Source organism: Micromonospora sp. DT178, assembly GCF_049841695.1.
Classification (GTDB): Bacteria; Actinomycetota; Actinomycetes; order Mycobacteriales; family Micromonosporaceae; genus Micromonospora.
Map to the genome: position 1 here is coordinate 273,173 of NZ_JBNCKV010000004.1, position 14,018 is coordinate 287,190.

9 protein-coding genes are annotated in these 14,018 nt (G+C 70.1%); all 9 read right to left on the reverse strand.

Features of this window, described 5'->3' with window-relative positions; genetic code table 11:
- Positions 1 to 21: 21 nt before the first annotated feature.
- Positions 22 to 4,311 carry a non-ribosomal peptide synthetase gene (locus tag ACLQ22_RS09900; protein ID WP_425692001.1) on the reverse strand — a complete coding sequence of 1,430 codons (4,290 nt, stop codon included), beginning with the start codon at positions 4,309 to 4,311 and terminating at the stop codon, positions 22 to 24.
- A 59-nt stretch (positions 4,312 to 4,370) separates the two neighbouring features.
- Complete coding sequence (locus tag ACLQ22_RS09905) at positions 4,371 to 5,846, reverse strand: AMP-binding protein (RefSeq protein WP_425692002.1); 1,476 nt, start codon at positions 5,844 to 5,846, stop codon at positions 4,371 to 4,373.
- Positions 5,847 to 5,857: 11 nt separating this feature from the next.
- Positions 5,858 to 6,103 carry an acyl carrier protein gene (locus tag ACLQ22_RS09910; RefSeq protein ID WP_425692003.1) on the reverse strand — a complete coding sequence of 82 codons (246 nt, stop codon included), beginning with the start codon at positions 6,101 to 6,103 and terminating at the stop codon, positions 5,858 to 5,860.
- Positions 6,104 to 6,486: 383 nt separating this feature from the next.
- Complete coding sequence (locus tag ACLQ22_RS09915) at positions 6,487 to 7,683, reverse strand: endonuclease/exonuclease/phosphatase family protein (RefSeq protein ID WP_425692004.1); 1,197 nt, start codon at positions 7,681 to 7,683, stop codon at positions 6,487 to 6,489.
- The gene (locus ACLQ22_RS09920) at positions 7,680 to 8,699 is read right to left on the reverse strand and encodes a glycosyltransferase family 2 protein (protein ID WP_425692005.1); all 1,020 of its coding nucleotides are present in this window, start codon (positions 8,697 to 8,699) and stop codon (positions 7,680 to 7,682) included. Before ACLQ22_RS09920 ends, ACLQ22_RS09915 begins: the two co-directional genes overlap by 4 nt.
- Positions 8,692 to 9,474 (reverse strand): UbiA prenyltransferase family protein, encoded by a 783-nt coding sequence (locus ACLQ22_RS09925; protein ID WP_425692006.1) that lies wholly within the window; start codon positions 9,472 to 9,474, stop codon positions 8,692 to 8,694. Before ACLQ22_RS09925 ends, ACLQ22_RS09920 begins: the two co-directional genes overlap by 8 nt.
- Before the next feature lie 55 nt (positions 9,475 to 9,529).
- Complete coding sequence (locus ACLQ22_RS09930) at positions 9,530 to 10,600, reverse strand: NAD-dependent epimerase/dehydratase family protein (protein ID WP_425692007.1); 1,071 nt, start codon at positions 10,598 to 10,600, stop codon at positions 9,530 to 9,532.
- Positions 10,594 to 11,904, reverse strand: coding sequence for an aspartate aminotransferase family protein (locus ACLQ22_RS09935; protein WP_425692148.1), 1,311 nt, complete (start codon positions 11,902 to 11,904; stop codon positions 10,594 to 10,596). Before ACLQ22_RS09935 ends, ACLQ22_RS09930 begins: the two co-directional genes overlap by 7 nt.
- A 76-nt stretch (positions 11,905 to 11,980) precedes the next feature.
- The gene (locus ACLQ22_RS09940; RefSeq protein ID WP_425692008.1) at positions 11,981 to 13,819 is read right to left on the reverse strand and encodes a glycosyltransferase; all 1,839 of its coding nucleotides are present in this window, start codon (positions 13,817 to 13,819) and stop codon (positions 11,981 to 11,983) included.
- Between the last annotated feature and the right edge of the window lie 199 nt (positions 13,820 to 14,018).

A 14,018-nucleotide genomic window follows, 5' to 3' on the forward strand; every position in this document is an offset into this window, starting at 1 on the left:
GCCGGCGCCGAACGCGGTCTCTCACGCGATGACTTGCCCCATAGGCAGCCAGCCGGTGCCCGTGAAGTAGTTGACACAGGCGCCGAACACCGCCTCATCGACCTGAGGGCGCGGGACGCCAGAATCCCTCAGTTCGGTGTCGGTGGCACCCGGATCGAAGATCAGACCCCCCTCAGATCCGGCGCCGGTCGTCTCCTCGGCCAGCGAACTCACGAGCGGGAACGCCGCATTGCCGGGGTCCGAGGCGATCCGGTCCCGCCAGGCCGCCGGAGGGATCGCCTCGATGGCGTAGCCGCGAGATCTCAGCCAGCCGAGGGCTGTCTCCAGCCGGAGTAGCCGACCGGAGGCTAAGTGAAACGTCCGGCCGGCCGCGGAGCCACGCAGGGACAGGGTGACGATCGCGTCGGCTACGTAGTCAACCGGTACCAGATCGAATGCGGTGTTGACGCCGGCTGGCGCGGCCCCGGCCTGCACGCAGCCCTTGAGTATCAGCCACAGGTAGTCCCCGCGCTGGCAGGCTCCGGTACGGCTGTGCCCGGTGATCCGGGTAGGCCGGTACATAGTGACGGGCAGAGATCGGGCGCGGGCAGCCCCGATCAGCCCTTCGGCCACCCACTTGCTCTGGGTGTAGCCGTGTGTCAGGGCATCAGCCGGGCCGATCGGGTGCTCCGGCCCGATCGGCCGGTCCGACGCCGCCGCATAGACGCCCACCGTCGACACATGGTGCACCGGGACCGTACGCTCCCTGGCAGCCAGCCGAAGTATCTCCTCGGTGCCATTGACCGTGGCGGCCTTGAGCCGATCGTAGGGCGAGACGAGGTTGACCGCCGCACCCACGTGATAGACCACGTCGATCCGGCGAACCAGATCGTCGAATTCCTCTCCTGACAACCCGAGGCCGGAGAGCGCCAGGTCGCCGGCCAGCACCTTGATCCGATGCTCGGCGATCCCTTCTGCCAAGCCGTAGCCCGTCAACACCCGGCGCAGGCGCTCAGCGGCCCGGTCCCGGTCCGGGCCGCGCACCAGGCAGTGCACGGTGGCATCGGTGCGGTCGAGCAAGGAACGCAGCAGGAACGCGCCGAGAAAGCCGGTGGCACCGGTAAGCAGTGCATGCGCCGGACGCTCCATCACGCGGATCACCTCGCTGGCCGCGACGATGTCGGCTGGCAGTTCCGCCTCGGCGGCCAAGTCGACGCGGGATCGTGACTGGCCAACCGGTTCAGCCCGGTCAACCAGCGCCGCCAGGCCGGCGATGGTCGGCGCCGCTGCCAGCGCGTGAAGCGGGACCTCGACGCCATGATCCTGGTGAATCCGTAGGACGAGCCGTGTCGCCAGCAGCGAATGCCCACCGAGCGCGAAGAAGTCGTCATGGATCCCGATCGAATCCGCACCTAGCAGTTCCCGCCAGATCCCGGCCAGGCTGCGCTCGGTCGCGGTCTGTGGTTTCACCAGCCTCTGCCCAGGCTGAGCTGCCTTGCCGTTCGAAATGGGAAGGGCTGCAAGATCCACCTTGCCGCTCGACGTTCTCGGCATGGCGGGAACCGGCACGCATACCGATGGCACCATGTAGTCCGGCAGTCGCCTCGACAGCGCACGGCGAAGGTCGTCCGGTTCCACGAGGGCATCAGCGGCCGGTACGTAGTAGGCCACGAGCTGCCGGTGGCCGGCGTGGTCACGTGCCACCACTGCGGCGTGAGCCACGCCGGGCACCGCCTGCACCGCGGAGGCGACCTCGCCGGTCTCCACCCGGTACCCGCGGATCTTGATCTGGTCGTCAAGACGCCCGAGGTACTGGATCCGCCCGTCCGGCAGATGCCGGGCCAGGTCGCCGGTCCTATACAGCACTCTCCCCGGGTGGAAGGGATCGTCAACGAACCGTTCCACGGTCAGCTCGGGACGGCCGAGGTAGCCCAGGGCCAAGGCTGTCCCACCGACGTAGAGCTCGCCGGGCACGCCGATCGGGCAGAGTTCGCGCTCACTATTCAGGAGCACGACAAAGGTTCCGTCCACGGGACAGCCGATCGGTGGCAATTCGGGCCACGCAGCAGAGTCGTCCGGCAGGCGTTCCGCGGTCACTACGTGTGTCTCAGACGGGCCGTACTGGTTTTCCAGCACAGCCCTCGGCGCCCGCAATCGGAAGAAGTCACGAAGCGCGGGCGTCACGATCAGCTGTTCCCCAGCGGTGACGACCTCGCGGAGCGAGTCCGCCGTGCGACCAGTGGCGCACGCGAACTCGGCGATCTGCTGGAGCGCGACGAACGGCAGGAACAGCCGTTCCACCCGTTCCGACGCTATAAGGTCCAACAGGCGGCCCGGATCGCGACGCGTCTGCTCGTCCACCATCACCAACGACCCGCCAGTCGCCCAGGTGCTGAACAGCTCTTGGAACGCCACGTCGAAGCTGAGGGCCGAGAACTGCAATGTCCGCGTGCCGGGGCCAGCCACTGAACGCCGTGCCTGCCAGGTCAACAGATTGGCCAGTGCGCTGTGGGGCATCGCGACCCCCTTGGGCTGACCGGTAGAACCGGAGGTGTAGATCAGGTAGGCAAGATCACTGGGCGCTGCCACCGGAAGTATGGTCCCGGGAGCGTCGGGCGGGTCGGCCAGCGAAATCCTCTCGACGCCGGCGGGAATCGGGTCAGCCAGGCCGGGTTCCGTCAACACCACCCGGATCCCGCTGTCCGCGGCCATGAAAGCGATCCGTTCCGGCGGGTAGGACGGGTCGATCGGAAGGCAGGACCCGCCTGCCTTGAGCACCGCGAGCACCCCAATCGCCAGATTCGTACCGCGGTTGAGGCATACGCCGACGGGTCGTCCTGCGGTTCCTCGCGCGACCAGGTGGCGCGCCACCGCGTCCGCGGCCTCGTCCAGCTGGCGGTAGGACAGGCGACGGTGGCCGTGGACGACAGCCTCGGCGCCCGGTGTCCGTAGCGCCTGGCGGGCGAAGGCCTCATGCGCCAGTGACGGCCGAGCGAGCGGATCCGCGCCCGGTGCCCATGTCGCAAGAATCAGCCGGCGTTCGGCTTCTGGGAGGATCCGTAGGTTGCGGACGGGAGTGCCAGGACGGGCCACTGCGTCTACCAGCAGCACGCGCAAGCGCGCCACCAAGCGATTGATGGAGACGCTGTCGAAGAGGTCGGTAGCGAACTCCAGATACCCGTCGAATCCGCCGCCTGCGGGCACCATGTGCAGGAAGATGTCGTACTTGGCCCGGCCAGCGTCGATGTACAGCCGTTCGGCGGTCGTACCGGAAAGGCGTAGGCCCGCCGGTGGCGAGTCGTCCACCCCGAACACCACTTGGAAGAGTGGGAAGCGGCTGGGCGACCGTTTCATGCCCAGGGCGCGGACCATGTGGGAGTACGGCACATCGCTATGCGCGACCGCGCCCCAGATCTGCCGCATCGTCTGCTTCAACAGCTGGGCGAAGGTTGTGCCGGGCGTCACTCTCGAGCGCAGCGGCATAAGATCGGCCAGGCATGCAATCATCGGTTCGAGATTCTCGTCGTCACGACGGGAGACCGGCGTTCCGATAACGACGTCGTCGCGGCCAGAGAGTCGGTGCAGCAGTGCGGTCAGCGCCGCGGCCAGCACGGCGAAGGGCGTGACCCTAGCCTCGCGGGCCAAATCGCGAATGCCCGCGCCGAGACTGTCGTCCAGTCGGAAGCCGACGCGGTCGCCGCGCGAGCCCAGAGCCGCAGGCCGCGGTCGGTCGGTCGGGAAGGAAGACTCCTCCGGCACTCCCTGCAGGACCTCCAGCCAATACTTCATGGATTCCGAGTGGTCCGCGGACCGGGTCAGATGGCGGGCCCGTGCGTACGGGCCGAACTGGAGCGGGATTTCAGCCAGCGAAGAGTCGACCCCATCGGTCGCTGCCTGGTACAGAGCACTGAACTCGCGGTCCAGCAGGCCGAAGGACCATCCGTCGAGCACCGCATGATGGATCGCCAGGACGAGGCAGCAGTCGTCCTCGGCTACCCTCAACAGGGTCGCGCGGAGCAGCGGTGGCTGGTTGAGAGGCACTGTCCGGGTGGCCGCTGCACGCATGGCGGCCGCCAGCGCGGCGGGAGCCACCTCGCGGACCTCCAAGTCAACCTCACACGGTGGCAGAACCGTCTGCCACGGCCGCCCATCCACCAATTCGAGGCGGCTGCGCAGCGCCTCGTGCCGGTGGACGATGCCAGTGAGCGCCAGCCGGGCAGCTACCGGATCGATCGGCCGACCACGCAGCCGGTAGGCCCACGACTCGACGTACCGGGACGCGCCTTCCTGGAACTGGTCGTTCAGCCAGATCGACTCTTGCTCGGGCGACATCGGATAACCATCAGTGGGAGGCATCACGGCGTTTCCTCATACTCGAAGACGCGGCAGAGTCAGAGGGAGGCAAGCAAACTCTGACGATCAAGCTTGCCGTTCGTGGTGACCGGTAGTACGGCACGTTGGAGCACCATGTGCGGTACCAGGTAGCCGGGCAGTTGGGTCGCGAGCGCACCGCGTAGGGCAGCCGACTCGATCGGTGCCGACGCGACATAGAACAGCGCGAGCCGGTCGTAGCCGCCGCCCGGCGCAGGAACCGGTACTACTGCGGCGTTTTCGATACCGGGAATCTGACGTGCGACGCTCTCGATCTCCCCCGGTTCCACCCGGTGCCCTGCGATCTTCACCTGCAGATCGGCGCGACCCCGGTAGTGCAGCAGCCCATCCTGGTCCAGGAAGCCCATGTCACCGGTTCGGTAGATGCGTTCGGAGGTGCCATCGATCGGTACCGTGACGAACGCGGCCGCGCTGGCCCCAGCGTCACCGAGGTATCTGATCGCCAAGCCGCTGCCGCCGACACAGATCTCCCCGCCCAGGACGTGCACAGAGGTCTCGGAAACCGGCCGGCCCAGCGGTATCCCGTCCGGACGGTCGCAGTCCGACCGGACGATCCGGTGCGTTGTGGCGAACACACAGGCCTCGGCGGGCCCGTAGCCGTTGGTCAGGCTGATCTCTGGATAGCGCTCCAGGAAACGCGCCACGTGCGTGGTCGAGAGCCGCTCGCCACCCGTGAGGACCTGACGTAGACCGCGGAAACAGGGCTGCCTGTCTACGTCGTCCTCGTCGATGAGGAAGTTGAACAACGACGAGGTGAGCCAGGCGGTGTCCACACCGTAGTCTGCGGTCAGCCTGGCGAGGTCCGTGGGCAACAGGTAGTCGGTGTCCGCAATGACGCTTGTTCCACCGCTGGTCAAGGGGCCCCACAGCTCCATGCTGAACGCGTCCCAGGAAACCGGGGCGGCCTGTAGCACCACTCGGCCCGGCCCGAAGTCGGCAAAGCCGGCACCTTGAAACAGCCGGGTGGTCGCCCGGTGCGGGGACAGGACGCCCTTGGGGGTGCCGGTACTGCCCGACGTGAAGAAGACCGTGGCGGCATCGGCGTCGTCGAGCAACACCGGCCGACGGTCGCCAGCACGCGAGGCGACCCGGCGAAGCGGCTCGTCCTCGACAGTCCAGCAGGAGATGCCGGGGATGGCCTCACCTTCGGCGACGACCGCGACCGGGGCGCCGAGCATCGAGCAGATCCGCCTGATCCGTTCCAGCGGCCAGCGGCGGTCCAGTGCCGCGTACGCCGCCCCGCACTTGAGCACGGCCAGAAGGACCGCGGCCAATCGCGGGGTGCGAGGCAGGAGCACCGGCACCGTGTCCCGCGACCGGACGCCCGCATCGCGCAGAAGGGATGCGTACGACTCCGCAGCGGCGTCTAGCGTGGCATAGTCGACCCGTTCGCGACGGTGGACGATCGCAAGCGCCTGCGGGCGTATGCGGGCCTGTCCAACCACCGCCTCATGGATGAGCCTGGGGTTTTTCACGGCGATACTCCTTAGCGGGCGGCCAGCTCGACGACATCCGCCAGGGTGTCCCCGGTGAAGAAGACCTCCGGGCTCAAGCTGCGGCCCCGCTCCCGCTGCACCCGAGCACAGATCCGCATTGCCTGTAGCGACGTACCGCCAAAGTCGTAGAAGCTGTCCGTCGAGGCGACCCGTGGCACCCCGAGCACGTCGGCGATGATGCGCAGGATGGCCTCGCGGTCGCCGGCGCCTCCGCACGGATCGGTTGGGGAATTCATGTCTCTTCTCCTTAAGCTGGGGCATCTGTCGCGCGGTCATCACCGACAGCGCACGGCCGTCGCGAAATAGCTCGACGGAGCGGTCCGCCAGCTCCGTGAGTTCCGCGGGAGTGACTTCATCGAGGGAGATCAGTCCAAGACTGTCAGGTCGCCTCAAGTCTGACGACCCCGGCCGACGCCTCAGTCGTAAGGCCCAGAAACGCCCCCCGGTCGGGTCTTCACGGCGACATCGGCAACCTGCCGGAGTAGAGCGAGGTCGAGGATGGACATGCCGAAGGGATTGCTCACCACCATCTCGGGATGGGGACCGGGACGCGGGACGGCACCGCGGATCACATCGTGCGTCCGGCCCGGCGGCGGTCCCCACAGGGCCGGACGAGCCGTCAGCGCACCGAGAACCACAGGTCCTGCGGGCGGTGGTCGGAGAGCCGTTCGGCGGAGACCAACCGGTAGCGGTGCACGTCGACCGCTCCCCGGACGAACGTCCAGTCGATGCGCCAGAACGGCAGCGGCAGGCCGGCGAGCGGGCTGTCCCAACTGAAATTCATCGGCGCGTCGAAGCGCCAGCTCAGAGGCAGCACCTGGGTCCCCTCGTCGGACGCGTCGCGGGTGACGGCACGCAGCCCGTCGAGGGTGCCCATCGCCGAGGTGGCGTTGAAGTCGCCGGAGACGATCGACGGGTACGGGTTGCGCCGCACGTCCTCGGTGACCGCCGCGACCTCTTCCTGCCGCCAGGTGAACTTGCGCCGGTAGTACTCGTCGAGGTCGACCTGCGGGTGCAGGAAGTCGAGGTCGATCGCGGTCGGCACGGTGACGTGCACGTTGTAGACCGAGATTGTCCGCTCGCCGATGCGCAGGTCGGTCCGCAGCACCTTGTCCCGCGCGAAGACCTCGGCGAAGGGGGTGCCGGCGGGTTGCCGGGCCGCCGGACCGAACAGCGGCTGCGCCACGATCGGGAACCGCGAGATCGTGACCAGCTCGCTGCGGCGCGCGATGTGGTAGCCGGGGAACTCGGCGCGCAGCTTGTCGTCGTCGCCCACCGGGAAGTAGCCGGCCTCGGCGCTGCCGGGCACCCAGACCACGTGCTCCTGCAACAGGTAGACGTCGGCATTCTGTCGACGGAGAAACGCGAACTGCGCCTCGGGGTCCTTGTTGCTCATCCCCCAGTAGTTCGTGTTCCAGGTGAACAGGTGGACCGCGCCGGCCGGCACCGGTCGCGTGTCGCGCAGCAGCGCGGCCGGGTAGACGCCGAGCTGGTCGACGCCGGGGAGCAGGCCCGCCACGGCGAGCGCCACGGCCCAGTGCCGGCGACGACCGCAGGCGGCGGCCGCCGCGGCGGCCAGCAGCAGCGGCGTCAGCACCAGGAGCACCGGCGGGGCCGAGTCCAGCAGGATCGACCAGTGCCATCGCCCGGTCGCCGCCCGGCGGGTCACGGTGAAGGCCAGGAAGAGCGCGCCGGCGGCGACGACGACCCAGCCGTAGCCGAGGCGTAGCGCGCGGGCGACCCGCCGGCCGCGCGACACCGGCACCGGCGGCGTCGAGGTCGCCGCGACGGCTCCCGGATCCTGTGTGGTGGTCATGGGACGACCTCCTCGTAGAGGCTGCGGAAGCGGGGGCGCAGGAGCCATTCGAGCAGCCCGGTGGCGAGGCCGGCGACGACCGCGGTGTTCATCAGCAGATGCGCGGCCGTGAAGAAGACGACGAAACCCCAGCCGCGTTCGCGCCGCACGAAGACGTACTGGCCGAGATCGCTCGCGACGAAGCCGCCGAGGAGGGCGGCGGTCAGCAGGGCGAGCGGGGGGAACAGGACCGCGGCCGGCACGCTCAGCAGCGTCGATGCCGCCAGGACCGCGGCGGCGGCCCGGCCGCCGGTCTCCATGCCCTGCATGGCACGGCCGCGCCGCAGGTAGAACGGCACCCGGAGCCGGCTGCGCCGGAACGCCTTGCGCAGGATGGGGACCATCCGGCTCTCGTCGGACAACCGGCCGCGGACCTGCGAGGTCAACAGCATCGGGTACGACCGCGACAGCCGTTCCGCGTGGTCGATCTCCTCGGTCTGCCGCAGCGCGGGATTGAACCAGCCGGCCCGGTCGAACGCTTCGCGGGTCACCGCGCCGAGGGCGTAGAAACCGCCACTGACCAGCCCTTCCGCGCTCTTGCGCCAGTAGTGGTATTGCAGGATGCGGTACTGCCCGACGAGCCCTTCGGCGAACAGCGGCTCCTTGTCGGGCACGCCGAAGACCGCGCCGTAGCCCTCGTCGCCGCGCAGCAGCCGGACCGCGTTGCGGATCGCGTCGGGATGCATGGTCACGTCCGCGTCGAGGAAGAAGATGACCTCACCCGTCGCGTGGCGTACGCCCAGGTTCCGGGACGCCCCGGGGCCGCCGTTGGCGTCCGCGCGGACCAGCAGGCACGGGTGCCTGGCGGCGCTGGCGGCGCTGGTGTCGGTGCTGGCGTCGTCGACCACGATGACCTCGTGTGCCGGCATCGACTGGGCATGCACTGAGGCGAGGCAGAGGTCGATGGTGCGGCTGTCGTTGTACATCGGCACGACGACCGACACCGTGACGCGGTCGTCGGAAGGCTTCTCAGCCATACAGACCTCCCCCTTCGAGGACGAGCAACCAGAGCCCGGCGTTGGCGAGCATCACGCCGTCGCGCAGCAGCACCCGGACGGGGCTGCCGCCGCCGGAGTGCACCAGGACGACCTGGAGGTAGCGGAACAGCGCGAAGAGCGCGAACGGAGCGGTGAGCAGCGCGGTGCGGCTGACCGACGACGCGTGGAGCTGGTAGGTGATGAGCGCGCTGGCGGCGGTGAGGCCGAGCAACTGGTCAAGCAGGTGCTCGGTGTAGCCGACCAGGGCCGGTCGGTGGACGGTGCCGGCGACCCGCAGCTCGTGACGCCGCTTGCCCAGGATCAGCAGCAGGCAGACCGACAGTACGCAGAGCGTGAGCCAGCCCGACGGCGGCGCGTCGACCGCGGTGTAGCCCTGCACGAGGCGCAGCACGAACCCGACCGCGACCGCGAACAGGTCCAGCAGCGGCACGTGTTTGAGGAAGAAGCTGTAGGCCACGTTGACGGCCAGGTAGGTCAGCAGCGGCCACCACGACCGGACGTCCGTCGCGACCAGCAGGGCCAGCCCGGCGAGCAGGAGCAGCGCGAGCGCCCCGGCCCGCCAGGGCGCGACCCGTCCGGAGGCGATCGGACGCAGCCGCTTGCGGGCGTGGGCCCGGTCGCGTTCGCGGTCGGCGATGTCGTTGAGGACGTACACCAGGGCCGACGCGAGCGTGAAGCCGAGCACCGCCGCGGCGACCGAGCGCAGGTGGGGCCAGCTCCACAGGTCGGTGTCGAGCAGGGGCAGCACCGCCACGAGGTTCTTGGGCCACTGGCCGGGCCGAAGGAGCTGGACGAGGTCGCCGAGCGGCCTAGAAGAAGATCTTGGCAGCGGCGAGGACGCCCTGCTTCCAGGGGTCGCGGCTGGTGCGTCCGGTGGTGGGTCCGTTCTGGTGGGCAGCATCGTGCGACTCCTTGCGCTCCGGCCGGTCGCCGAGGCGGCGCTGTTCGCGCCACCAGGCGTACGTGTCGAGGATGGCGTCCTGGTTGGACTGGAGGGGTTGGAAGCCGAGCCGGTCGCGGGCCTTGTCGATGCTCACGTACGAATCGGCGGTGAGCTTGCTCAGCAGCCGGCCGTAGACCGGGGACAGGCGCATGCGCTCCAGCGTGCGCAGCGCGGCGAGCGCGGGGCGTCCGGGCAGCGGGACGACCCGCCGGCCGTGACCGGCCGCGTCGAGCACCGCCTGGAAGTCCTCCCGCAGCGTGCCGAACTCGGCGGCGGCGATGTTGTAGGTGTCGTTGGCGACCTCCGGCGGCGCGTCGAGCACCGTTCGGACCGCCGCGACCAGGTCGGCCAGGGCGAGCATCTGGATGCGTACGTCACCCCGGCCCGGCACCGGGAAGTGCCGGCCCTCCTCGGCCCACTCGAACAGCATGGCGAACAGGCCCATCCGGCCCGGACCGAGGAACGTCTTGGGGCGCAGGACCGGCAGGCACGCCCCGCCCGCGCGCAGCTCGTCGGCGATCTCCTCGGCCGCCGCCTTGGCCGCGCTGTACGTGTCGACCGGCTCGCGGGGGTGCTCCTCGGTGGTCGGCACGACGCTCGGCAGACCGTAGACGGCGGTCGAGGAGATGTGCACGACGCGAGGCACCCCCGCCCGCACCGCGGTGCCGAGCACCGTGCGTGTGCCGTCCACCACGATGGACCTGATCTGCGCCGCCGGATAGCTCGGCAGCGCCGAGGCGCAGTGCACGACGGCGTCCGCGCCCGCCAGCGCCCGGCGCATCAGGGTCGCGTCCCGCACGTCGCCGGCGAAGGCGATGTCGGGCCCGGGGCGCAGGTCCACGGCGCGTACCAGGTCGCCGTCGGCGCGCAGCCGGCGGGCGAGGTGCGAGCCGAGCATCCCGGCGGCGCCGGTGACCACGACCGTCCGGTTCACCACAGGGAACTCACCTTCTCCTTGACGAAGCGAATGGTCAGCCGGCCGAGTCCCTGGTGCAGGGTCTGGTCGAGGGCGTCGATCGCGCGTTCGACGTCCGCCGGGTCGGTCACCAGGCTCGGGGCGAGCACGAGCGGGTTGCGGCCGTTGAGCGTGTAGTACGAGTAGATGTCGTGGTCCTGGTAGAGCGCGTTGACGACGGCGCAGGTGACGACCTTGGTCTTGAACTGCGGGTCGCGGGCCATGCCGACCGGGGCCACCTTGGCGAGCAGGTCCAGCAGCCGGGGTCCGCCGTCGAGGAAGACGCCCCACAGCGCGCCGGCGCCGGTCACCTCGCTGATCGCGTCCGGGTGTTGCTCGGCGAGCCGCCGCAGCCCGGGGGCGAGGACCGCCTCCAGGTGGCGGGCCCGCGCCGGGTAGTCGTCCTCGACAGCGATGTTGATCGCTTCGAGGGCGGTGGCGCACTCCTCACCGAAGCCGTAGTAGGTGGTGCTGGTGCTCTGGAGCACCGCGTCGTTGAGGTTGTCGTAGGCCCGGCGGTAGATGGACTCGCGCGCCACGAACGCGGAGATGGACGACTTGCCGCCGCCGAACGACTTGGACGTGGTGAGGACGTCGGGGACCAGGTCCGGATAGCGCATGAAGTAGAAGAGGGTGCCGGTCTTGCCCCAGCCGGTGTAGATCTCGTCGAAGACGAGCACGATCTGGTGCCGGGTGCACAGCTCGCGCAGGCCGCGCAGGAACTCCTCGGAGCAGCTCCGCAGGGTGGAGGCGCTGAACGGCTCGATCAGGATCGCGTACACGTCGTCGGGGTGCCGCCGCACCGCGGCCCGGACGGAGTCGAGGTCGCCGTACCGGAAGGTGTCGATGCCGGGGATGGTGGGGAACGGATAGTGGCTCTGCCCGGTCAGGCCGCCCGAGCCGAGCAGCTTGCCGTGGAAGCTGCTGTCGGCCCGCAGCACCGTGCCGCGCCGGCCCCGGTGGTATTTGTAGGCGAGCTTCACCGCGCCCTCGACCGCCTCGGCGCCGGAGTTCGGCAGGAACGACATGGTCAGGTCGCCGGGGAGCACCTGGGCGAGGTTGTGGGACAGCGCCGCGAGGTACGGCGAGAAGTACGTCTTGTGGACCTCCATGCTGCGCCGCTCGGCGAAGCGGCGACGTACGTCGAGGATGCGCGGGTGGTTGTGCCCGTGGTTGAGCACGCCCACCCCGCCGGTCAAGTCGAGAATCCGGCGGCCGTCGCGCTGCCAGAGGTACGCCCCCTCGGCGCGTTCGACGAGTTCGCGACCGAACCCGAACGAGGTCATCAGCGCGACCTGACTCTTGTTGACGTGGCGGCGGTAGAGGTCGTGGACCTGACCGGTGTCGAGGCCCTCGGCCTCGTCAAGGGTGAACAGCCTGGACATGGCGATCTCCTGAGCGGACGGTGCGGGACAGGGCGACGACGAGCAGGGAGACGGTGACCTCGACCAGGACGCAGACCAGCCGGCTGGCCACCGCGGCCATCCCGGCGGCCGACCAGGGCAGCACGGTGGCGAGGGCGGTGCTGATGGCGACCTCGCGTACGCCCCAGCCGTCGGGTGCGATGATCGAGAGGCTGCCGGCGACGGTCGCCAGGGCGAACGCCCCGATCGACACGGCCGCCGAGGAGCCGGGGTCGGCGCCGAGGAGCACCGCCACGGCCCACAGGTGCAGGCCGGAGACCAGCCAGGACAGCAGGGCGAGACTGACCGCGAGCCGCATCCGGCCGGGCGGTACGGGGGTGACCGACCGCTTCGCCAGCCGGGCGACGCGGGCGATCACCCGGTTGAGGAGCTGCGGTCGGACCAGGCAGACGGCAAGGCCGGCGACGGGGACGGCGATCCACCAGCCCGGCGTGGCGAGCAGCCCCACAAGCGCGCCGGAGACGATCGTCAGGGCGATGCTGACCAGGTACGCGGTGACCATCTGCTCGGCCGGCACCCCCGAGCGGCGACCCAGGTCGACGTGGGTGACCACGCCCCACACCCGGCCGGGCAGATACTTGCCGAGCTGACCGAGGAAGAAGATGCGGCCGGCGGTGAGCCCTCCGATGGGCACCAGCACCCGCCACGCGAGCATGCCGATCAGCAGGCCGGCCAGGTTCGCCGAGACGGCGGCCAGGCACAGCGGCAGTGCCTCGGGCCGGGCCAGGACGGCCAGGGCGGCCGGCCCGTCCCGGCGCAGCGCGAAGCCGAGCCCGGCGAGCGCGGCGAGGACGACCAGCGGGGTGAGCCATCGCCGACGCAGCACGGTGCGCAGTACACCGACCGCGGCGCCCGCCAGCAGCGCGAGGTGCACGAGCAGGCTGACCCCGAGGAAGAACGGCACGAAGCGCGCGCCCTTGTAGCGGGCGACGAGGCGGAGCTGCCCCGGATCCGCGAGCGCGAAGACGGCCAGCAGCAGGGCGGTCAGCGCGGCCACCGGCGGCCGGAGCACCGCGAGCGGTGTCGATGCGGTGGCCGCGGCGACGGCGAGGATGCCCAGCGGCCGGTTCGCGGTGAGGCTCGCCCGACCCTTGCGCCGCGCGCCGAAGACGGTCCGGGCCAGGAGCTGGGACCGGCGGAACTGCTCGGCGAGCAATGGACCCAGCCGGGACACCTCGTCGTGTGCGGCGACGATGCGCTCGGTCAGCAGGATCCGGGTGATCGGCGCCAACCGTTCGCTGTACTCCAGGTCCTCGGAGTCGCGCAGCGACTCGTCGAACGGGCCGGCGGCCTCGAAGACGGACCGCCGGATCGCGGCCTGGGCGAAGAACGCGGTCTGCCCGAGCCCGACGGCTCGCCGTCGCCACCAGTACGAGTGCAGCGTCCGATACCACTCGACCGGCCCGTCGTCGATCAGCGGCTCGGGGGCGATCAGGCCGTGCACGCACCCGATCTCGGGGTGCCGGTCGAGGATGTCGACCGCGTTGGCGAGCGCGTCCGGGGCCAGTGCCTCGTCGGAGTCGAGGAAGAAGAGCACGTCGCCGGTGGCGGCGGCGGCACCGGCGTTGCGCGACACCGAGACCCCGCCGTTGACGGTGTTCTCGATCAGTCGGCACGGGAAGCCGCGGGCGATGTCGCGCGAGTCGTCGGTGCTGCGGTCGTCGACCACGATCACCTCGTCCGGGGGGTGGGTCTGCGCGTAGACGGACTCCAGGCACCTCCGCAGGGTGCGGGCGTAGTTGTGGTTCGGGATGATCACCGAGACGGTGGGGTTCATGACGGCAAGTGGACCGAGCGCGGATGTCGAGTCGCTGTCGGCCGCGCCCGACCGGCGATAGCGGCGGTGCCATTCCGATAGCCTCGCGAGGTCCGCTGGCGCCCTCGACCGGGCGCGGCGCGATCGGTCGCGGCCCGTGCGGGTGCGGGTCGACACGACGGGCACGGGGGTGGACATGGAGACTTCCGCACCAGCACCA